General features: G+C 65.0%; 20 protein-coding genes and 1 pseudogene. 7 read left to right on the top strand and 14 right to left on the bottom strand.

The genetic code is table 11. The annotated features are described in order from the left end of the window. Positions 1–135: 135 nt before the first annotated feature. Positions 136–1,455 (bottom strand): ABC transporter substrate-binding protein, encoded by a 1,320-nt coding sequence (locus CXY80_RS07950; protein WP_104132163.1) that lies wholly within the window; start codon positions 1,453–1,455, stop codon positions 136–138. Between the two features lie 329 nt (positions 1,456–1,784). Here CXY80_RS07950 and CXY80_RS07945 point away from each other — a divergent pair, with 329 nt between their 5' ends. Continuing rightward, complete coding sequence (locus CXY80_RS07945) at positions 1,785–2,819, top strand: LacI family DNA-binding transcriptional regulator (protein WP_092448361.1); 1,035 nt, start codon at positions 1,785–1,787, stop codon at positions 2,817–2,819. Between the two features lie 165 nt (positions 2,820–2,984). On the opposite strand, the gene rplL is transcribed toward CXY80_RS07945, so the two are convergent. Both rplL and rplJ read right to left on the bottom strand, forming a co-directional pair. Further along, positions 2,985–3,368: a 50S ribosomal protein L7/L12 gene (rplL, locus tag CXY80_RS07940; protein ID WP_092340409.1), complete on the bottom strand. Its 384-nt coding sequence runs from the start codon at positions 3,366–3,368 to the stop codon at positions 2,985–2,987. Positions 3,369–3,422: 54 nt separating this feature from the next. Continuing rightward, positions 3,423–3,938: a 50S ribosomal protein L10 gene (gene rplJ / locus CXY80_RS07935; protein ID WP_092448362.1), complete on the bottom strand. Its 516-nt coding sequence runs from the start codon at positions 3,936–3,938 to the stop codon at positions 3,423–3,425. A 343-nt stretch (positions 3,939–4,281) separates the two neighbouring features. On the opposite strand from rplJ, the gene CXY80_RS07930 reads away from it, so the two are divergent. Then, entirely contained in the window at positions 4,282–6,036 is a 1,755-nt protein-coding gene (locus tag CXY80_RS07930; RefSeq protein ID WP_146070705.1) for an MDR family MFS transporter, read from the top strand. Beyond that, a complete protein-coding gene (locus tag CXY80_RS07925) occupies positions 6,029–6,490 on the top strand; it encodes a MarR family winged helix-turn-helix transcriptional regulator (RefSeq protein ID WP_104132162.1) in 462 nt (153 codons plus the stop codon). Before CXY80_RS07930 ends, CXY80_RS07925 begins: the two co-directional genes overlap by 8 nt. Here CXY80_RS07925 and CXY80_RS07920 read toward each other — a convergent pair. Together CXY80_RS07920 and CXY80_RS07915 are read right to left on the bottom strand one after the other, a co-directional pair. After that, complete coding sequence (locus tag CXY80_RS07920; protein WP_104132161.1) at positions 6,487–8,004, bottom strand: HAMP domain-containing sensor histidine kinase; 1,518 nt, start codon at positions 8,002–8,004, stop codon at positions 6,487–6,489. The genes CXY80_RS07925 and CXY80_RS07920 overlap by 4 nt on opposite strands. After that, the gene (locus tag CXY80_RS07915; protein ID WP_104132160.1) at positions 8,001–8,750 is read right to left on the bottom strand and encodes a response regulator transcription factor; all 750 of its coding nucleotides are present in this window, start codon (positions 8,748–8,750) and stop codon (positions 8,001–8,003) included. Before CXY80_RS07915 ends, CXY80_RS07920 begins: the two co-directional genes overlap by 4 nt. Positions 8,751–8,944: 194 nt before the next feature. Between CXY80_RS07915 and CXY80_RS07910 the strand changes: the two genes are divergently transcribed. Next, positions 8,945–9,820, top strand: coding sequence for a hypothetical protein (locus CXY80_RS07910; protein WP_092448365.1), 876 nt, complete (start codon positions 8,945–8,947; stop codon positions 9,818–9,820). A 13-nt stretch (positions 9,821–9,833) separates the two neighbouring features. Here CXY80_RS07910 and CXY80_RS07905 read toward each other — a convergent pair whose 3' ends face one another. After that, positions 9,834–10,949: a hypothetical protein gene (locus CXY80_RS07905; protein ID WP_104132159.1), complete on the bottom strand. Its 1,116-nt coding sequence runs from the start codon at positions 10,947–10,949 to the stop codon at positions 9,834–9,836. 271 nt (positions 10,950–11,220) lie between these two features. Here CXY80_RS07905 and CXY80_RS07900 point away from each other — a divergent pair, with 271 nt between their 5' ends. Beyond that, complete coding sequence (locus tag CXY80_RS07900) at positions 11,221–11,808, top strand: YqaJ viral recombinase family protein (RefSeq protein WP_369828660.1); 588 nt, start codon at positions 11,221–11,223, stop codon at positions 11,806–11,808. A gap of 214 nt (positions 11,809–12,022) precedes the next feature. Further along, positions 12,023–13,000 carry an NADP-dependent oxidoreductase gene (locus CXY80_RS07895; protein WP_233195139.1) on the top strand — a complete coding sequence of 326 codons (978 nt, stop codon included), beginning with the start codon at positions 12,023–12,025 and terminating at the stop codon, positions 12,998–13,000. A 120-nt stretch (positions 13,001–13,120) separates the two neighbouring features. Here the strand turns inward: CXY80_RS07895 and CXY80_RS20095 are convergent. The 5 genes and pseudogenes from CXY80_RS20095 to CXY80_RS07870 form a co-directional block, all read right to left on the bottom strand. Further along, a pseudogene (locus CXY80_RS20095) lies at positions 13,121–13,513 on the bottom strand (signal peptidase I); the annotation flags it as partial. Between the two features lie 86 nt (positions 13,514–13,599). Then, positions 13,600–14,346, bottom strand: a complete 747-nt coding sequence (locus CXY80_RS07885) for an LPXTG cell wall anchor domain-containing protein (RefSeq protein WP_092448369.1) — start codon at positions 14,344–14,346, stop codon at positions 13,600–13,602. Next, positions 14,343–15,575 (bottom strand): fibronectin type III domain-containing protein, encoded by a 1,233-nt coding sequence (locus CXY80_RS07880; protein WP_158251606.1) that lies wholly within the window; start codon positions 15,573–15,575, stop codon positions 14,343–14,345. Before CXY80_RS07880 ends, CXY80_RS07885 begins: the two co-directional genes overlap by 4 nt. 90 nt (positions 15,576–15,665) lie before the next feature. Continuing rightward, positions 15,666–16,193 (bottom strand): hypothetical protein, encoded by a 528-nt coding sequence (locus CXY80_RS07875; RefSeq protein ID WP_104132157.1) that lies wholly within the window; start codon positions 16,191–16,193, stop codon positions 15,666–15,668. A 91-nt stretch (positions 16,194–16,284) separates the two neighbouring features. Then, the gene (locus CXY80_RS07870) at positions 16,285–16,902 is read right to left on the bottom strand and encodes an alternate-type signal peptide domain-containing protein (RefSeq protein WP_092448372.1); all 618 of its coding nucleotides are present in this window, start codon (positions 16,900–16,902) and stop codon (positions 16,285–16,287) included. A gap of 475 nt (positions 16,903–17,377) precedes the next feature. On the opposite strand from CXY80_RS07870, the gene CXY80_RS07865 reads away from it, so the two are divergent. Next, positions 17,378–18,799, top strand: coding sequence for a deoxyribodipyrimidine photo-lyase (locus CXY80_RS07865; protein WP_104132155.1), 1,422 nt, complete (start codon positions 17,378–17,380; stop codon positions 18,797–18,799). Here the strand turns inward: CXY80_RS07865 and CXY80_RS07860 are convergent. The 3 genes from CXY80_RS07860 to CXY80_RS07850 all read right to left on the bottom strand — a co-directional run bounded on the left by CXY80_RS07860 (position 18,796) and on the right by CXY80_RS07850 (position 20,893). Further along, the gene (locus CXY80_RS07860) at positions 18,796–19,311 is read right to left on the bottom strand and encodes a signal peptidase I (RefSeq protein ID WP_104132154.1); all 516 of its coding nucleotides are present in this window, start codon (positions 19,309–19,311) and stop codon (positions 18,796–18,798) included. The two genes, CXY80_RS07865 and CXY80_RS07860, sit on opposite strands and share 4 nt — an antisense overlap. 85 nt (positions 19,312–19,396) lie before the next feature. Further along, positions 19,397–20,047: a hypothetical protein gene (locus tag CXY80_RS07855; protein ID WP_104132153.1), complete on the bottom strand. Its 651-nt coding sequence runs from the start codon at positions 20,045–20,047 to the stop codon at positions 19,397–19,399. Positions 20,048–20,239: 192 nt separating this feature from the next. Continuing rightward, positions 20,240–20,893 (bottom strand): signal peptidase I, encoded by a 654-nt coding sequence (locus tag CXY80_RS07850; RefSeq protein ID WP_158251605.1) that lies wholly within the window; start codon positions 20,891–20,893, stop codon positions 20,240–20,242. Positions 20,894–20,914 lie beyond the last annotated feature (21 nt).

Genomic DNA, 20,914 nt, shown 5'->3' with positions numbered 1-20,914 from the left:
CGGCAGTGAACCCTGGTATTCGCTCGACAACCGGTGAAAACGTATACGCAACGTACGCCTGTCACGCACGGTGTGCCGCCCGTTTCTGAAGGCGGGCGGCACACCGTTTCATGCCTGAGTGTTGACTGTTTCAGGCTAGCTCGACGGCCAACCCGCTTCGATGCTGGTGAGCACCTCGCTGGTCGGCGTGCCGTTGATCCAGCTCACCATTCCCTTCCAGAACGTTCCGGCTCCCACGGCACCCGGCATCAGGTCGGAGCCATCGAAACGGAAGGTGGTGTCCGGGTCCTGCAGGATCTTGATCGCTTCCTGCAGGATGGGGCTCGTCGCCTTGCTGGCATCGAGTCCCTTGTTGGCGCTGATCACACCGCCCAGGCCCACCCGGCTGTTGGCCCAGTCGGCGCTGGAGAGGTACTCCAGAACTGCCTGCGTGTCGGCATCGTCGGAGAATGCACCGACGATTTCGCCACCACCGGTAACAGCCTGGCCGCCCGCCTCAACGGACGGGGTGATGAAAGCCCAGACGTCAGCATCGGGACCGACCTCGCCACCGGCATCCGTGATGAAACCATCAAAGAACGATGCCTGGTGGGTCATCGCACAGGTTCCGTCAGAGACCGGGATGGCAACGTCACCGAAGGGGGTGCTGTTGATCGATGCAACGTCGCCGTAGGTGGCATTGACAAAGGCCGGGTTGAGCAAAATTTCGCCCACCGAGTCGAAGGCCGACGCGATGGCCGGGTCAGTGAAGGGAATCTCGTTGGCGACCCACTTGTCGTAGGTCTCGGCTCCGGCCTCGCGCAGCACCAGGTCTTCGACCCAGTCGGTTCCCGGCCAGCCGGTGGCGTCGCCAGAGCCGAAGCCCGCGCACCATGGGGCCGCGCCGGTCTTTTCCTGGATGGTCTGGGTAACGGCGAGCAGCTCGTCCCACGTCGTGGGCACTTCAACGCCCCACTCCGCAAACTTCGCCGGCGAGTACCAGACAAAACCCTTGACGCTCGCCATGAGGGGGGCGCCGTAGAAGACGTCGTCGACCGTGCCGTAGGCCTTCCAGTCGGCCGACCAGTTCTCGTCGGCGTTCGCCTCGACGGCCGCCGGGGCGGGCTTCAGGAAGTCGCGGGAGGCCAGGTCCTTCATGAGGCCGGGCTGCGGGAAAATCGCGATATCGGGGGCATTGCCACCCTGGGCGCGAATGGAGATCTGCGACTCGAACTCCTTCGACGATTCGTACTGAATGTCGATGTTGTTGTCTGCTGCCCAGCCGGCCCAGGACTCTTCGAGCAGCTTGGCCTCGGTGTCGGCGATCGTGCCATAGATGGTGACAACGCCGTCGCCCTCGGCGCCAGCCTCATTGGTGGTAGCTCCCGGGCCGCCGGAGCAAGCGGTTAGGGCCAGACCCGCGATCGCCGCCAGGGCGAGCGGTGCTGTAATTCGACGGTGCAGGGAAGACCGCATCTTGTTTCTCCTCATTGAGTGGTGCTTGGTCGAGTGGTGGTGCTGAGATTCCGCCAGGGCGGGTGGCTCCGGACTAGTGGCACCGGCCCAGAATAAGCTATTTCTGCCACAACTCGGGAACCGGTTCCACACCATAAATTACGTCACCCGATCAGCGATAGCAACCCTGCGAAGATAACAAAATGGCAAAGATCCAAAACCTGCCGCTGGGAACCCTCCATGTGTGGCGGAACATCAGCAGAGAATCAGGGGTTATCATGGAACCGGTTCCATGATGCGCCAACCCGCGCTATCGTGTCTGAGAACCAGTCGCCAAAGACGGAGACCAGATGAGTTCAATTGCCGATGTCGCGCGCCTCGCCGATGTGGCCAAGGCCACTGCCAGCCGGGCACTGAGCGGCCGGGGCTACGTCTCGGCCGAGACCCGCCAGAAGGTTGTCGACGCGGCCAGGCAGCTCGGTTACGTTGCGTCACAAAACGCCGCCAGCCTGGTGACCGGCCGAACCAAGAGCGTCGGGGTGATCATTCCTTTTATTAACCGTTGGTTCTTCGCCGAGGTGCTGGAAGGCGTGGAAGAGGCACTGCTCGAGCAGGGCTATGACATGACCCTGTACAACCTGCCCCTGGCCTCTCCCGAACGCGAGCGCGTCTTTGAGTTCTTTCTGGCCCGCAAGCGTTTCGACGGCATTGTCTCGGTGGGCGTTGCCCTGAGCGACGCCGAGGTCAATCATCTACATCGTCTGGGGCGCCCGCTGGTCGGGATCGGCGGCGCTATTCGCGGCGTGCCCACCATTTCCATCGACGACGTTGCCGCCGCCAGGCTGGCCACAGAGCACCTGCTCAGCCTCGGGCATCGCGACATCGTGCACGTCGGCGGCAGCCGGGTCAATGAGATGGATTTTCACGTGCACAGAAACCGCTACGGCGGCTTCGAGGCGGCCATGACGGAGGCGGGTTTACCGGTGCAAGGGTGCCTTCATACCTCTGAATTCACCGTTCCCGGCGGCCATGAGCGCGGTCTGGCCCTCCTGGGCGACCCACGGCAGCGACCGACCGCGATCTTCGCGGCGAGCGACGAGATCGCGATTGGACTCATTGTCGCGGCTCGGGAATTGGGTATCCAGGTGCCAGCAGAGCTCAGCGTGATCGGAATCGACGGGCATCCATATTCCACAATGTTTCGTCTCACAACACTGGAGCAGCATCCGCGTCGGCAGGGCCAGCTCGCGGTTGCTTCGCTGCTGGCCGAGTTTGAGAACCCAACGCTTGGTGGGCACGATGACGCGTCCACCGTGCTCCAGACGAACCTCGTTATTCGTTCGAGCACGAGCGCGCCACGTCAACCGACCGTCTCGGGTTCCTGACAACACACCTGCGCGAGCGCGGCATCCGCTGTGGGTAACGCTCATCAGGCCCGCTGGGGTACGACAAAGGGGCGCCGTCTCCTTTCGGAAACGACGCCCCTTGCACGCTGATCAGTCCGAAAACTGGTCGGCTACGCCTCAATCAGAGCCCCTATGGGGCGTTGATTACTTGAGGGTAACGGTTGCGCCGGCCTCTTCGAGGGAAGCCTTGGCCTTCTCGGCAGCATCCTTGGCAACGCCCTCGAGGACGGCCTTCGGCGCGCCATCGACAACAGCCTTGGCCTCGCCGAGGCCCAGGCTGGTGAGCTCGCGCACAACCTTGATGACCTGGATCTTCTTGTCGCCAACGGCGTCAAGGATGACGTCGAACGCGGTCTGCTCTTCGACCTCTTCAGCAGCAGCGGCGGGGCCAGCGGCTCCGGCAGCGGCGACGGGAGCGGCTGCGGTGACCTCGAAGGTCTCCTCGAACGCCTTGACGAACTCGGAGAGCTCGATGAGGGTCAGGCCCTTGAACTGCTCAAGCAGGTCTTCAGTGGAAAGCTTTGCCATGATGTACTCCTATTAGTTTCTTAAAAATTCGTGAACCGTGAACCAGGCAGGTGCCTAGTTCGCGGACTCCTGCTTCTCACGCAGCGCGTCGATGGTGCGAACAGCCTTCGACAGCGGTGCCTGGAAGAGATAAGCGGCTCCGAACAGCGATGCCTTGAAGGCGCCGGCCAGCTTGGCCAGCAGCACCTCGCGGGACTCGAGGTCGGCAAGCTTGCCAACCTCCGCTGCGGTGAGCGGGTTACCGTCAAAGTAACCGCCCTTTACCACCAGGAGAGGGTTTGCCTTGGTAAAGGCACGCAGGGTCTTCGCGACGGCGACGGGGTCTCCGTGCACGAAGGCGATAGCGGACGGACCGACAAGTTCCTCGTCGAACGAGGTGATGCCGGCATTGTTGGCCGCAATCTTGGTGAGCGTGTTCTTTACCACGGCGTACGTGGCGTCCTCACTGATGGACTTACGCAGGCTCTTGAGCTGCGCAACAGTGAGACCGCGGTACTCGGTGAGCAGAACGGCGGTCGAGCTCTGGAATTTCTCCGTAAGCTCGGCGACCGTTGCTTCCTTGTTCGCCATGGTGCTCCTCATTAATAATCATGTGCCGGGTAGCCCGGGGCGCAGACATGAAAAAAGCTCCAGCGCAGGGCGCCGGAGCTTGGGGAACAATCCAAAAGATTGTAACTGAACTTCGAACACCTGCGCGGGCCGTTCACGTGAATGAACCTTCGTCTGCACTTCTGTCTTTCGACATAGCGCAGCAACCGGCGGTCTGTGGCTAAAGTTCACCCTACGGCAGGTTGCGGGCGCGCGCAAATCAGCATCCACTTACCGGCCAGTGTCGCATCTGCCGACGCGAAATGGTTGACATGCATCCACTACCTGCCTATCGTTGATATCTGTCAACCACTTAAGGAGTCGCATGGCCCGCGCCAGTCGAACCGCTCGAGAGCCGGCCCCCGACGGTTCGATGACCCACCGCCAGGTGCTCGAAGCCCTGTCGGGCCTGCTGCTGGGCATGTTCGTGTCGATTCTGGCGAACACCGTCGTGAGCACGTCGCTGCCGCTCATTCTCAGTGACCTCAAGGGCTCGCAGTCGGCCTATACCTGGGTCGTCACGGCGACGCTGCTCGCTACGACGGTGAGCACGCCCATCTGGGGCAAGGTCGCCGACCTGTTCAACCGCAAGCTGCTCATTCAGCTGGCCCTCGCCGTCTTCGTGATCGGCAGCGCCCTCGCCGGTTTCTCGCAGGACGCGGGCACCCTCATCGCGTTCCGGGTGCTGCAGGGCCTCGGCGCCGGCGGTCTGGTCGCCCTCAGCCAGATCATCATGGCCGACATCATCAGCCCCCGCGAGCGCGGCCGCTATGCCGGCCTGTTCGGCGCGGTCATGGCCCTCGGCACCATCGGCGGCCCTCTGCTCGGCGGCGTCGTAACGGATGCCTTCGGCTGGCGCTGGAACTTCTTCATCGCCCTGCCGGTGGCAATCGTCGCCATCGTGCTGCTGCAGCGCACCCTGCACCTGCCGGCACGGCCGAAGCGGGTCGTACGCATGGATTATCTGGGCGCCGCGCTCATCACGAGCAGCATCTCCCTGCTGCTGATCTGGGTGACCCTGGCCGGTTCGCAGTTTGAGTGGCTGTCGATGACCTCGTGGGTCATGGCAATCGGTGCCGTCCTGCTGCTCGTAGCGGCCGTCATCGTCGAGATGCGCGCCACGGAGCCGATTATTCCGCTCAGCCTGTTTCGCAATCGCACCTTTACCTTCGCGACGGTCGCGAGCCTCGCGGTCGGCGTCTCCCTGTTCGGAACCTCCGTCTTTCTCAGCCAGTACATGCAGCTCGCCCGCGGCGCGACGCCAACCGAGTCCGGCCTGCTCACCATTCCCATGATGGGCGGCCTACTCATCTCGTCGACGCTGTTCGGAACCGTGATCAGTCGGCGCGGCACCTGGAAATCGATCATGGTCTCCGGCTCCGTGCTCATGCTCGTCGGCACCACCCTGCTCGGCACGCTCGATGTGTACACCAGCCTCGTCTTCGTCGGCGTCTATATGTTTACCCTCGGAGCCGGCCTGGGCATGGTCATGCAGAACCTTGTTCTGGTCGTGCAGAACACCAATGAGGTGCGACACCTCGGCGTCGCCACCAGCTCGGTCACCTTCTTCCGCAGCCTCGGCGGCGCGGTCGGTGTCTCGGTGATGGGGTCGATTCTGGGCAGTGTCGTCGCCACGCAGATCAGCAGCCGCGTCGGCAATCTCAGCCCCGCCAATCAAGCGGATGCGGGTCGACTGCTGGGCGACGGTGTCATCCCGCAGGTCAATCTGCTGCCCGACGTGCTGCGCATCATCGTGGAAACGGCCTACGGCTCCGGCGTCGGCCTGATCTTCCTGGTCAGCGCACCGCTGGTTCTCGTGACCCTCCTCATGGTGTCGCTGCTGCCCAATCATCCGCTCGGCACGGAGACCGGCATCGATCGGGTGCGCTCGGCCACCGTAGAGTCGACTCCGGCGCCGGAATCGACCCGGCTGCGCGAGACGGAAACCGTGGAGGACATCGTGATCGACGTGAGCGCGGCGTCCGCTGGCCTGCTGCCGGTGGGGCGCGCCCACGATACCCAGTCGATTCGTATCGTGCAGCCCGCGAGCGACAAGACCAGGACAACACGCGATGAGTGACACGGTCGCACCGACATTTGTGGATGGTGAGAGCCCCGAACTCGCCCGGGTTGAGGCACAAATGGCCCTGCTCGCCTCGGGAATCCGGGCCAGCACCCGGTCGACCGCGGCCAGCATCGACCCGGCCCTGGAGCCGTTCGGGCTGGCTGTGCTGCGCGTGCTCGCTCGACGGGGTGAAACCCACGCCGGAGTCGTCGCCGAGGTGCTCGCGGTGGATCGGAGCATGATCAGCCGCCAGGCCAGGCTGCTCTGTGGGCTGGACCTCGTCGGAACCCGGGTCGATCCGCTCGACGGTCGCGCGCGGTTTCTGGCGCTCACCCCGCTCGCCGAGGCGAAGCTAGCCAAGGTGCGCCGCGAGCGCACCGCTCTCGTTCACCGACGCCTCAGCACCTGGACGACCGCCGAGCTCGACCAGTTCGCCGTTCTGCTGGAGCGGCTGAACGAAGCCGACTAGGCCGCGACGAGCGGAAGCGCCACCCGAAACTGGGTGCGACCGGGAGCGCTCTCGACACTGACTTCGCCGTGGTGCGCAGCGACGACCGCTGCCACGATGGCGAGGCCCAGGCCGGTGCTGCCGGTTCCGCGAAAGCGTGAGCTGTCGCCGCGGGCGAACCGTTCGAACAGGGTGTTTTTGAGGGCATCGGGAATGCCCGGACCGTTGTCGGTGACCGTGATGACGGCCTGGTCGCCGATGGCGGTGAGCGCGATGACCACGCTGCTGCCGGCATCCGTGTGGATCCGGGCGTTAGCGAGCAGGTTGGCGATGACCTGACGCAGGCGCGGTTCGTCGCCGGTCGCCTCGATCGGTTCTTCGGGCAGCTCGACGTTCCAGCCGTGATCGGGGCCGGCGGCGTGCGCGTCGCTGACGGCGTCGACGAGCAGCATGGTGAGGTCCACCGGCTCCAGTTCGAGTTCACGGCCCTCGTCGAGGCGGGCCAACAACAGCAGGTCCTCGACCAGCCCGGTCATGCGCACCGACTCCGACTCGATGCGACCGAGCGCGTGCATGGCGTCGGGCGGCAGCTCCTGGCCGCTGCGGCGGGTGAGTTCGGAATACCCGCGAATGGATGCCAGCGGGGTGCGCAGTTCGTGGCTCGCGTCGGCGACGAACTGGCGCACCTTGCGTTCGCTCGCCTGCCGAGCCTCCAGGGCGAGGTCGACGTGGTCGAGCATGCGGTTGAGGGCGGCGCCGACCCGGCCGACCTCGGTGCGCGGATCGGTGTCGCCGGCCGGAACCCGATCATCGAGCGAGACCTCGCCGCGGTCCAGCGGCAGCTGCGCGACCCGGGTGGCGGTCGCGGTGACCCTCTGCAGTGGGCGCAGGGCCAGCCGCACCACCCAGGCGGCGATGATGGCGACGATCACGAGTCCGACGAGCGAAACAAGGCCAACGATCAGGGCCAGTTGGGCGGCCGTGGCAGCAACTCCGGAAAGCGGAAGGCCGACCAGATAGAGCGTGCCGGTGCGGGACGTTTCGGCCTGCACCCGGTACTCGCCGAGTTCGCCGCCGAGGTGCACCGTGACCGGCGTCGATTGGTTGACGTGGTCGGCGAGGATCTGCACCTGCTCCGACGTGAGCGCCTCGATTCGTCCGCTCTCGTCGTCGGTGTAGCCGGTCGTGATGCTGGTTCCGTCGTAGACGAGGGCGAGCAGTCCGGGCGGCTGGGCCGGGCCGCTGAGAATGCTGTCGGCCGTCGGAGTGCCGAAGTAGGGGTTGCCGGGCAGGTCGCCGAGACGGTCGCCGTCGTTGTCGCCGACGCCGCCGAGCGCGGCCCCGGAACGGTCAGCGGCCGAGGCGAGCTGTAGGTCTAGCCGGTCGACCAGGGAAGCGCGCAGAATGACGACGCTCACTATGCCGATCGTGATGCTCACGACCGCGAGCAGCCCGACGACGGTGAGCACGAGGCGGCGCTGCAGGGTCCAGGGCGAGCGGGTGCGGCCGCGGCGACGGGGCATCCGCTCAGTCATGAAGCAGTTTTGAGCATGTAACCGGCGCCACGCACCGTGTGGATCATCGGCTCGCGGCCGACATCGACCTTCTTGCGCAGGTACGAGATGTAGATTTCGACGACGCTGGATTTGCCGCCGAAGTCGTAGCTCCAGACCCGGTCGAGAATCTGGGCTTTGCTGAGCACCCGGCGCGGATTGCGCATGAGAAAGCGCAGCAGTTCGAACTCGGTCGCGGTCAGTTCGATGGCGTCGCCGTCGCGAAACACCTCGTAGCTGTCCTCATTGAGGGTGAGGTCGCCGACGGTAATGCGCGGGTCGGTCGAGTCCGCCACGGCGAGGGTGGAGCGGCGGATGAGACCGCGCAGCCGGGCGACGACCTCCTCGAGGCTGAACGGTTTGGTGACGTAGTCGTCGCCGCCGGCGGTGAGGCCAATGATGCGGTCGTCGAGGGAATCCTTGGCGGTCAGAAACAGCACCGGTGTCTCGTAGCCGTCGGCGCGCACCCGCTGCAGCACCTGCAGGCCGTCGATGTCGGGCAGCATGATGTCGAGAACGATAGCGTCGGGGCGGAATTCGCGGGCGATGCTGAGTGCTTGGCGGCCTTCGCCGGCGGTGCGCACCTCCCAGCCCTCATAGCGCAGGGCCATCGAGAGCAGATCAGTGAGCGTCGGTTCGTCGTCGACGACGAGTACGCGAATGGCACTGCCGTCGGCCTTGGTCAGTCGGGGGCCGTGGCCGGTGTGCGTGCTCTCACGTGTGCTCATAGTAGTAAGTATCGCTACTTTTCTATGAGTCGACTATGCGTTGCCCTAGCCCTCACTGTGAGCAGCCTTGCCCGGGCGTGCGAATTTGCCGCGTGCTGGGCAATCCTTGGGTTTCGTCCCGAATTCTGCCGTAAATCCTGAGGTGGGGCGAGCATGATCGATCAGACACGAGGTGCGACACGGGGGAACCGGCCATGACCTTGACAGCCCTGCTCCGCCGCCGAGCACTACCTTCGAGCCCTGCTGCACTCGTCGACCAAGCCCCGGCCGATGCCCACAATCTGACCGACGTCGGCGGAAAGACCTACTTTCTGGTCTACGGACGAGATGCGCTGTTCTGCTTCGACGGTTCGAGCCTGGCCACCGTGCCTCAGGCCCCGGCAGGAATCACGCGCATCGTCGCCGTGGGCACCGACCTGTATCTGACGGCCGAGTCCGACCGGCATCCGGGTCTCACGTCGATCCATCGCTATCGCAACGGCCGGTTCACCTTCATCGCCACAACCGAGGCCTCGCAACTGCTCCTGACCAGCTTTCGCGGACGAGCGTACTTTCGCTTACAGTCCGGCCTCTGGTACGTCAACGGCCGTGAACTGGTTCCAGTAGCCGGATCCCCGATCGACATTCTCGCCCTGACGGTGTTTGGTCAGGAACTCTATATCGTTCACCATGACTCAGAGGTGTGCGCCATCTCGAGCTACCGCGGGTCATCGTTTACCCGGCTGGACGGTGTTCCCGCCGACGGGCCGTTCGAGTTCGCCGCCCTTGATGAGGCGCTATATATTCGCACGCGCCGTCACGTCTATGTCTGGGCGCGGTCAACCTTCAGCCTCGCATCGAGCGGGCGATTCACCGGGCTGGCCGCCTACAACGGGGTGCTCTATGCCAAGGCCTACGGTACGAGCAAGCTCGGGGTGCTCGACCGCACCGGCTTCTCTGAGCTCGCGAATACCCCGCCGCTGAGTGGGGAGATCAACATCGTTCGGGGTGGTCTGTACTTTCTCGACCGCGCCGGACGGCTGCACACGCATCGAACGGCGGCCCCGCCGCTTCGCGCGTCGATTGACTGAGCGCGCTCGCGGTTTATTGCAGGATGTTGAGCAGTTCCGGCGCGGGCACGAGCGCGTGGCTGCCGGGCAGGAACAGCCTCTGGCAGCCGTCGAGTTCGACCTGAATCGACGTGTCGAGCCGGGTGCCTGCGCGCTCCGGCCAGAGCACCGCAAACCGGGTCGGGTCGGTGCTGCACTCGGGCGCCTGCGAAGCGGATGCTGCGGCGGCGAGGAGCACCGCAGCATCCGCTTCAAGGGTGCTCGCGCCGGCAAAGGTGCCGAACTGCAGGTTCATCATTGCGCCGAGAGCGAGGTCATCGATCCCCTCGACGGAGTTGAGCTCGCTGAGGTCGGGGTCTTGATGCGGATCGACCGTGTAGACGCAGACGCTCGCGCCGTCGACGCCGGCGAGGGACGGAGCCTCGGCCGGCGGCGCCGGAATCGTGGTCGGTTCAGCACCGTCGCTCATGCCATCCGGAAAGGTCTGCAGGCCCATACCGCCAAAGAGCAGCGACTGCTCGGGCGTGCCGGTGCTCATCGCGCAATTGGCGTCGAGCGCCTCTCGCGTGACCTGCAACACGAGCGGAAGCAGGGTCGTGTCGGTCAGCTCGAGCTCGTCGAGAGCGGTGTGGGTCGCCGGCTTGGTTTTGCCGCAGGAGGTGCGCGGCCAGGCGGCGCGAAGTGCGTCACCGTCGGTGTTTTCGAGCCAGAGTTCCGGCACCAGCTCCATGTCGGCGGTGCAGGCCTGGTTGGGGCCCGCCTGGTCGCTGGGTTCGGCGAGCGCCGACAGCAGCGCGCCGAAGTCGCCCTCGAGGGTCTCGACCTGCACGGCCGACCAGCGGCCCTGCGCGTCGTCGAGGCTGCCGAAAAAGGTGCAGCGATAGGCGGCGACGGGGTTGAAGTCGGTCGGAACCCGTCCCGGATCCGGCGCGGCGGGGTGCTCGGCGGTCAGGTCGGTTTGGGTCGGAACACCCTCCTGCACGGCGATGTCGTGATTGAGGTTGGGCGCCTGGCAGTCGACCCCTTCGACGAGGTGCGCGATCGGAGCGTCGGTCGCGGCGGGGAAGCCGGGGAGGCCGGCGCATCCGCTGAGCAAAATGGCGAGCGTGATCGCGACTGCGCCTCCAGCTGTGCGTGCGCGGTGCGACATAGTATTCCCCCGGTTGGTTGCCGTGCACTCACGCTAGCGAACTCAGATCACTTCGCGATAACGATTCTCAGAGTTTCGGGGCTGCCGAGCGGGGCGTGTCGGGTGCAACGCGGCGCGGCGAGCGGCCGCAGCGTGCGCGGCAGCAAACGAGCGGCACTCCGTGGCGGTGGCGCGCCGACCGGGCGCGCGGGCACACAATAGAGGGGTGCCGAATTCAACGCTGTCCCTCTTCGATCTGGACCAGCCTTCAACGCACCTTGCAGCATCCGCTCTGCTGCCGGCACCGCACACGCTGCGCATCGTCGCTGACTCGACCGACCGGGTGGCCTGGCTGCGGGCGCGCAACCAGGGAATCACCGCAACGGATGTCGCGAAACTGTCGACTCCGAAATCCATTCTGAACGCGGCCCACGACAAAATGCACGGCACGAGCTTCACCGGCAACAGCTACACCGACCACGGGCGGGCCCGGGAACCGGTCATCGCCGCCTGGGTGCTGGAGAACTACGGCATCGAGCCGAGCACGAACCTGTTCCGGTCGCTCGCGCACCCACGGCATCTGGCCACACCCGACGGAGTCGGCGTGGCGGCCAATGGCGATCTGCACCTGGCCGAGATCAAGACCACGAGCAAGCCGTGGCGCAGCATTCCGCGCAGTTATATGCGGCAGGTGTGGTGGCAGCAATATGTGCTCGGCGCCGACCGCACGCTGCTGGTCTGGGAAGAGCACCGGGGCTTCGTGCCGGTGGCCCCGGTGCCCGAATGTCGCTGGATCGAACGCGACGAAGACCAGATCGCCATACTGGTCGGCCTCGCCAACGCCCTGATCGACAACCTCGACGAGCAGACCCGCCGCTAGCGGTCCGTTTGGCGGGGCCTGCGCGGTGAGGGGTCCTCACCGCGCATCCCTCAGGCGCACCCGTCATCGCGCATCCGGGAGCGATCAACTCCATATGTTTGGACCGGGCCCGGGCCCGCTCCGCGGGCCCACGATAGATCATGGGCCCGCTTTCCGGGCCCGGGCCCGGGCCCGGAAAGCGGGGGCGCGGGTGCGATGCAGCAGAATGGGGAGCATGGCTACTGAATACGAACTGCCGGAGACCATGCGCGCCCTCATCATCGACGAGACCGGCGCCCCCGAGGTGTTGCACCTGGCCGAACGGCCGCTGCCCCGCCAGATTTCCGACGAGGTGCTCATCAAGGTCGTCGCCGCCGGCCTCAACCCGATCGACGCCAAGACCCGTGCGGGCAAGGGCGTCGCGGCCGCGATCCAGAGCTACCCGACCATTCTCGGCAACGACTTCAGCGGAATCGTCGTGCGCGCCGCGTTCGAGGCCTCGCCGCTGCAGCCCGGCGACGCGGTCTACGGCATGGGCCGCGTGCCGCGCACCAGCGGCAGCTTCGCCGAGTATGTCTCGGTCTCGAGCATGAGCGTCACGCACAAACCGGCCAGGCTCAGCCACGCCGAAGCGGCCGCCGTTCCGATCGCGGCGTTGACCGCCTGGGGCATGGTCAAGTTGGCCGGGGCAGCTCCCGGGCAGCGGATGCTGGTGCACGCCGGCAGCGGCGGCGTCGGTCACTTCGCGGTGCAGTTTGCCCGGGTGCTGGGAGCGCACGTGACCGCGACGGCGTCGACCCGCAACCTCGACTTTCTGCGCGAGCTCGGCGCCGACGAGGTCATCGACTACAGCACGACCCGCTTCGAGGATGTGGTCCACGATCTTGACTCGGTCATCGACCTCATCGGCAACGTGCACGACAACACCGGCACCCGCTCGCTCGCGGCCCTGCGCCCCGGCGGCCTGCTCGTGAACGCACCGACCGGCAGCTGGCCGACCATGGCAGCGGATGCCGCCGCCGTCGGCCGCCGCGCGACCGGTTTCAAGGTGTCCCCCGACGCGCGCACGCTCGACGAGATCTCAGCTTTACTCTCCAGCGGAACCGTGCGCGTGCACGTCGACTCCGTGTTCGAACTCACCGACGGTGCCGCCGCGCACCGACTGCTCGAAGAGGGTCACACCCGCGGCAAGATCGTGCTCCGCGTCTCGTAACCCGAGGGCCGGGTCGTCGGCATCCACTCCCCGTTTGTGGGTTTTTCGGCGGTCGAGCAGGCCGCCGACGACCATGAAGCAGGCATAGCCGAACAGGGCCACGGTCACCACGGGGATGATCCAGGTCCGGTTTGCCCCGGTGATCACGTTGTTGACGTAGCCGACGAAGGGTACCGCGTACCAGAGCCGACCTTGAATCTGCTCGGCCAGCACGGGGTCGTCGTCGGGCGCACTGTTGTTGTCGCCCTGCACGATGAAGGAACGCGGTCCTTCTGAGCTCGAAACGATCGAGAGGATGCGGTGCGTCACGACCTTGGCGTCGCCGGACACCATTTGATACGTAACGACGTCTCCAATGTGCAGCGCGTTGGCGTCGACCGGGCGCACGATGACGACAGTGCCGGGCGAAAGTCCCGGCTCCATCGAGCTGGTCAGCACGGTCAGCGGGGTCGCACCGGTCGCCTTGGGAATGACCACGAGCACCAGTCCGAGCCCGATGACGAGCAGTAGCACGGCAGCGCTAAGCGCGATCCCCAGAAAACGCCAGAGGCTGGGAGCGGGCGTATCGGTCGGCGCGATTGGTGCGTCAGCCGGCTGCGTCACGGTTCACGCCGGTCACGGCGCCGCCGGGTGACCAGCAGCACGCCCAGGCCGAGCAGCAGGCCGCCGCCGATAATGGCCGGAACGGGCAGGTCGACGCCGGTGCGCGACAGAGCATCCGCCCGCTGGGGTACTGACGGTTCGGCGATGGCCGGAATGAGCACGCCATCGTCGTCGCAGGCCGATGCCGCGAAGGGTCCAGCCTCGGCATCGCGCAGCGCAACGAGAACGCCGAGGTCCGCGCGCGCGTTTTGAGCGGTCAGTCCGTTCACGTTCATCATCTCGATCGTGAGCTCGACCCGCAGGGTGTCACCGGCCGCGAGCGGCTGCTCGGGCGCGAGTACCGCGCAGCCCGCGTCGGCCAGCTGCGGAACGGTGGTCACCGTCTGCGCCGCGGCGTCTTCGACGGTCAGGATGAGGTATTCCCGAAGGTCAGAGACCGTTCGATTAGCGGATGCTCCGCCCGGCTCCCGCAGGCTCACCCGCACGTTCGCGGGCCGGTCGCTCGGGTTCTGAATCCACAGGCTCGATTGCATCGAACCATGCGGAATCAGCAGGCCGTACGATCCGAACAGTCCGACGGGCAGGCTGCTGGCAAAATGTTCGCCATCGCTGCTGACCAAGACGTCGGGAGCGGACTCGGCGCCCGGCGCCGCCAGGGCCGGGGCGGCGGTCCCACTCACGGTCAGCAGGAACACGGCGCCCACGGTCGCTGCGATCCGGGCACGGATCAGGAATCCGGTCATGAAGTCACCTCGTCGAGGGTGAATAGCTGGTTTTCCTGGATGGGTACCGTGGTGTCGCACGTCTTCAAGGTGAGCGTGTTGCCTGACTCAAGGCACTTCGTGTCGTCCTTCACGCTGCGAATCTGAAAGGTGGCACTGCCCAAGCTGATCGGGGCGAGCGTGAAACGTTGCTTGGCTTTGTCTGCTGGGCCACTCTGCGTGCTGAGCGACAGCGGAGACGTGCCTTCCGCAGTCCACACTAGGTTCTCGTCAGCGGCGACGATTTCATACTCGGAACCGTTTCTGTCCGCAACGAAGCTGAACCGTGAGGTTGAGGCGGTCGAGCACTCCTTCGTCGCCAGCACTCGTCCCTTTTGTTGCGGGGCGGCCGCATCGACACAGGTCCCGGCGGCGGTGACGACGTGGTACCACACGCCAGGGGCCGGTGGCTGCTTGTTCGTAGACACGGCGAGCTCGTTCGAGGCGGCCAGGTGATTGCCGTTCGCATCGACGGCGTAAATCAGGTAGGTATAGCGCGTGTTCGCCGTCAGGCCGGTGTCGGTGAAGGTTGTGACGCTTTGTGCGTTTGCAACCCGCGTGCCGTTTCGCCAGACCTCGTAGCGCGTCACGGTTCTGTCCTCGGCAGCGGCCCAGGTCAAGGAGATGGAGCTGTGCGTCTTCCTGACCGCCGCCAGATCGCGTGGCGCGGTGTTGGTGACAGATTGCGCGGCGGTGACGAGCGAGATGGGTGACATCCAGTTGCCCGTTCGCGCTTGCAATTCCAGTTGCGCCGTTAGGGAGGTGCTGGCCATGGTGCCGGCGGTGGTGTTGGCGATCGACGTCTGCACGCAGTAGCGCACCGAAGCCCTCGCCGCCAGGTCGCCGCTCAGAGTGACTCCCGTCGCCAGGGGGGTGCTCACTGTTCCGGTCGGGGGCGTCATGGGGCAGCTGCCGGTTGCCGCGATCGACCAGGCGCGCACGTTGACCGCAGCGGCAAACGCGGTCGCGGCGGCCGAACTGACTGTCAGGTCGTAGGCGGCAGGCACGGCGCCGTTGGTCAGGGTGACCGGCTTCGTCGCCGTGAGCAGATGGGACGTGTAGTCGGTCGCGAGCGCGGCGAACCCGTCCTGGCTGATGGTCACGGCGCCCGAGACAGCGGATGCTGTGGGGTTGACCGCCGCGGCGGTCCAGACGGCCTGGGCAACGCCGGTGCCGGCAAAGGTCAAAAAGACCAGGCTCGCAATTGCCACGGCAGATCGTGCGGCGGGCCAGCGCGCCGGACGCCCAGACCGGCTGCGCAGCCGCAGAGAACGACGACGGTTCGATGTCATGGGCTAGACCTACCGTCCGTCAATCAGGAGTCCAAAGCTCGTCGCGGTCTGGGATTGGCTGCCGCTCGGGGTATCCGCTGACAGCCTCACTGAGACGCACAGAAGCGCGCTGGATCCGGGAGCCAGCGTGAGGCCGAGCTCCTCAGCCGGCGGGTCAGCGAAGGTGCCGGCAATGGTGGGAGTGAGGTTCGACGTGCACTCCTGCACCGTCGAAACGGCGCTCACCCCGACGATCAGGGCCTCCGAGAATAGCGTCGAAACGGTCGGCGGCGTCAGGCCGGCGAGGCGAAGGGAGAGCGACACCGTGCCGTCGTTGCGCACGTCGACCGTGCCGACGTTGCTTGCTCCGGGATACAGCGGGGTATTCGACATCTCGAGGTCTGACGTGATGCTGAGCTCGGCGGATCCGGCCTGAATCGTGACTGCCGGGCCGGCCGAAGCGCTCGAGTTCAACAGGGCATAGGTTCCGCCCACGGCCGCAGTGGCCAGCAGGGTCGCACCAAGAATCGCCGCACTCGCGAACAGAAATGTTTTCAAGAGATCACCGGCTTTCGCAAATCAAAAGTGGATGCTGCCTGCTGGTCGTTTCCGGGTGCCCATCGTTGGTGGGCACCCGGGCACCGATCGGTTAGATCTGGGTGAGGTTGACCGCCACGTCCTTGAGGGTGACCGAACCGAGCATCATGGTGTTCTCAGCGCCCAGCGCGCCGTTCGGGAAGGTGATCGTGACCTCGACGGTGACGTCTTCCTCGACGATTCCCGCTCCGGGTGTGATGGTGTAATCCGTCGGGCCAGTGGTCACTGAACGCTCAGTCTGGGAGAAGTTATCCTTGATGCCGCCATCGGGTGTCACTGTCAAAACTGCGGTCCCAATGAGGTAGGCGGCCAGTGCGTCGTCGGCTTTGTGACCCGGCGTGGTGGCGTTGATGGAGCCCGCATCGAGCGTCAGCTCGGCGACGAGGTTGTCCCCCTCGGCCAGGACGTGCATTTTCTTGGTATAGACCAGCACATCGCCGGGCGAGGCCGCGAATGTTTCGAGGTTCAGGACTACATCGTTCTGGTCCGTCCAAACACCGGCAACTTCAACGCCGTCGATGGCGCTGGGAGAAACAACCAGGTTGCCAGCTTCGATCGTGCCGCCGGCCACCACGGCCGAGGAGTTCCATAGCGCAAAAGTCGTGCCACCGCCGAGCAGGAGGGTGAGACCGGCGGCGCCGGCAATCGCGCCTTTGGTGAGCTTGTTCATGGTGAGGCCCTTCGGGTACTGGTCTGAAAACTTCGGGTGGTCGCAGGCCAGCAAGCGGCAGGCGTGGAGCAACGGCAAGAAGCCCGCTACGTGATCGCCGCGGGGTAAGCGCGACGGTGATGCGGCCGGTCGTCCACAACCCTGGGTATTGGGCCATGAATTTGCTACAGTCCGGTGGTGTTTTCTGCGGCTGTAGCTCCATCCGCGATTCACACACTAGATGGGACAGACAAATTTGTCTGTCCTGCTCCAACCCCCAGAATGGGGAATTGAGTTTTTGCGCAAATGGCGACGATTTGGTCTGTACGCACAAAGATTTACGCCGTTTAGCTCTATTTTCCGCAGATATACCGACGTTTCGACGTGTGGCTCCGTTGGTCGAACCTCGGCCGACGCTGGCGCGACGAACCGTTCTACCTCCGAATTGGTCTCATCCGCGGCAGGGTACACACTGGAGTTCTCACGAGGAGAGCCCATGACTTCACTTCCCCATACCCCGGCAGAGTCCAACGAGCACGTCGGCCCCTCGGTCGTCTGGTTTCGCGACGACCTGCGCGTCGGCGACCACCCGGCGCTGCACGCAGCCCTCGCCCGACACCGGCCGATCGTGGCCGTGTATGTGTTCGACGACGAGTCCCCCGGAGTGCGCACGCTCGGCGGCGCCGCCCGTTGGTGGCTCCACCAGAGTCTCAGATCGCTCGGTGCAACGCTCGAGGCGCTCGGCGGCGGGCTAATTCTGCGCCGCGGCCCGGCCGCACCGATCATCACCGAAATCGCCCGTGAAACGGATGCCGCTGCCGTCTTCTGGAATCGCCGCTACGGCTCCGCAGAACGCATGATCGATACCGCGATCAAGGCCGAGCTGCGCGCCGACGGCGTCGATGCCCACAGCTTCGCGGGTTCACTCTTGTTCGAACCGTGGACCATCCAAACCGGTCAGGGCGGCTCCTACTCGGTGTTCACGCCGTTCTGGCGTGCCTGCCAGGCCGGTCCGCCGCCGCGCGCGCCCTACCCCTCCCCCGACACCGTCTCCGGGTGGTCGGGCAGCCTCGCTACCGACAGCCTCGACGACTGGGGCCTCGAGCCGAGCGCGCCCGACTGGGCCGACGGGCTGCGCGCGGCGTGGCAGCCGGGCGAGACATCCGCTCAGCAAATGCTTGGGCGCTTTCTGGCCGAATCACTCCCCCGCTATGGGGCCGAACGTGACGAACCGGCTCAGAACGCGACGTCGCGTCTGTCGCCGTACCTGCGGTGGGGGGAGATCAGCCCGCACCAGGTCTGGGCGGCCACCCAGGAGGCGCAACGCTCACTCTCCGGGTCGGCGCTCGCGAGTGCGACCCGGTTTCTCACCGAGGTCGGCTGGCGGGAGTTCGCCTACCACGTGCTGTTTCACGCCCCCGAGCTCGCGACCAAGAACCTGCGGCCCGCCTTCGACGCCTTCCCGTGGCCCGAGCTCGACCACGAAGCCGTGACCGCGTGGCAACAAGGCCGCACCGGCTTCGCCCTGGTCGATGCCGGCATGCGCGAGCTCTGGCGAACCGGAAGTATGCACAACCGGGTACGCATGGTCACCGCTTCATTCCTGATCAAGAATATGTTGGTCGACTGGCGGGTGGGCGAGCGCTGGTTCTGGGACACCCTCGTCGATGCCGATGCCGCCAGCAACCCCTTCGGCTGGCAGTGGGTAGCCGGCTCCGGAGCGGATGCCGCGCCCTACTTTCGCATCTTCAATCCCGAACTGCAGGCGGCCAAGTTCGACCCGCACCAGCAGTACATCCGCGCCAACGTGCCCGAATACGGCACGGATACCTACCCGGCGCCCCTGGTAGACCTCGGCGAAACCCGCCGCGCCGCCCTCGCCGCCTACGACAAGGTGAAAGCCCAGTCGGCAAGCTAGGCGACCCGAACGGCCGCGATGCCCCTGGAATCCTTGGACGGTTTCTTTTCGGGCTTCTGTTCCGGCTTCTGTTCCGGCGACCCGACGTACCACATGCTCAGAACGCACATAATGAGGGAGCCGAGGGCGAGCGGGTTCTGCAGGTAGACCACGAGATAGCCGAGGCGGGGAACGAAGGCGATCACTCCGCCGATGACATCGGCAGCCGGCACAGTGAAGGGGTCGATCGTGTCGTTCGCATCGCCCTTGGTGGTCAGGGTGCCATCGTCGTTGATGGCCACGAGTCGGTGGGTGGTGCGATCGTCGGCGCGTCGAAAGGCGATGACCTGGCCGACTTCGTACTGGTCGGCCTCAACAAGCACGACGCTGGCCGGCAAAATGGTGGGCGACATTGATCCGGTGCGTACGACGTAGGCCCGGTAGGGCAGGGCGCCCGTGGCCACGAGAGCCACCGGAGTGAGGACGGCGGCGAGCACGAGCAGCAGAATCAAGGTGCCTTTGAGTCTCTTCACGGTACGCCTTTCACGCTCGAATTGGAATGGTGAATGGCCCGGACGTCGCTACCCGACAGCGACATCCGAGCCGTTTCATCAAGCCTTAGTGGCCGGGTTCCTGCCCAACTTGTGTTGCGACGATCTGGTACGGCAGCCCCGCATCTGTGGGCGTAACAGGGGCTCCGTTTTGCTGCTTGACCGGGTACGGAAGCCAATCGCCGCCGCCGACCTCAGACTGGTCTACAGCTTTGGCAGCGATCATAGCGCTGAAGGAAACTTTTCCTATTGACCCGGGCGCAAGGTTTTCTTGAAGCTTGTACGCTCGCTTGAGGGGCCAGCAGCCTGCCGGGTCAAATCCGGCACATCCGGGAACACCATCGCCATTGTCGTTCAAGTTCGCCGAATCAAACAGCGCTGTGCCGTTAGCTGAAAGATGGAATTCCATGAAGGTGCCTTCGTCATTCAACGCGTGTAGCGCCTCGGCGTTATTGAAGACGACCCAGACATCCTGGGGACTCAGGCCGTTGTTCACGTAACGTTCCGAGACAGTCTGCTTCTCACCGGGGAGCATATTGGTGAAGTGCAAGTCGAGGCTGTCGACGCCTGCGATCTTAATCGAGCCCTTCGTTCCATCAATGCTTCCCTGTTCGGTGTCGCTGAAGTACGCACCGGTCGGCCCCAATGCCGCGAGCGCCATGGTCAACGCAACAGCGACGCCCCCGGCCCCAATGATTGCTTTATTGCGTTTTAACATAAGTTTCACGTCAGTTTCATCTCAAATAGTCAGGCTTGGAGAGAACAATGAGATGTTTTCACTATTCCCATCCAAAACGTTAGGGGTGAGCAATGCTCGTGTATGCCCCCCATTGGGTGCCGCTCTCCCCCCAATCTGGGGGATGGAAGGCCTGCTGACGGCGGCATCGAAACCGAGTACGCAACGGATCTTTTAGCCTCGTTCGTCGACCTTCACGCCAGAATCGGCGGCAGGAGAATCGATCGGTGTCCCGCCCAGTCGTTTACCTCGTCGGCGCTTGCGCACGCCGGCCACGACGCCGACCAGGATCTCGTAGCCCGCGTAGGCGAAGAGCAATGAAGCGGCCACCGGAATGAGCCAGGCCCGATTGGAACCATTGACCGCACTGTTGACATACCCAATCAGCGGAACGGAGTACCAGAGCTGCCCTTGCACCTGCGCTTCGAGCACGGCGTCAGCATCGGCCGCCCCGTTGTTGTCACCCTTCGTGACGAACGTGCGCTCACCCGCCGAGGTATTGATGGCGATGATGCGGTGGGTGATGACGCCGCGTTTTCCGGTCTCCATTTGGTAGGTGATGACATCACCCAGTACCAGGGCATCCACTTCAACCGGCCGAACGATGATCAACGTGCCGGGCGGAAAGCCCGGCTCCATCGAGCTGGTGAGTACGGTCAGTGGGATCGATCCGGTGAACTTTGGGATCACGATCAGCACGACGGCGAGCGCGATAACGAGCAGCAACACGGCCAGACTCAGGGCAAACCTGATCTGACGCCACAGACCAGCGGCCTTTCTGGCCGGTTTGGGCAGCGGATATTGATCGGCCGGGAGAGTCGCGCTCAAAGCTTCACTCTTCACGCGACT

Origin of the sequence: Cryobacterium sp. M91, assembly GCF_002929615.1 — a bacterium.
Classification (GTDB): domain Bacteria; phylum Actinomycetota; class Actinomycetes; order Actinomycetales; family Microbacteriaceae; genus Cryobacterium; species Cryobacterium levicorallinum.
Note: the sequence above shows the minus strand (reverse complement) of the source record. Positions and strands in the feature narration are given on the sequence as shown.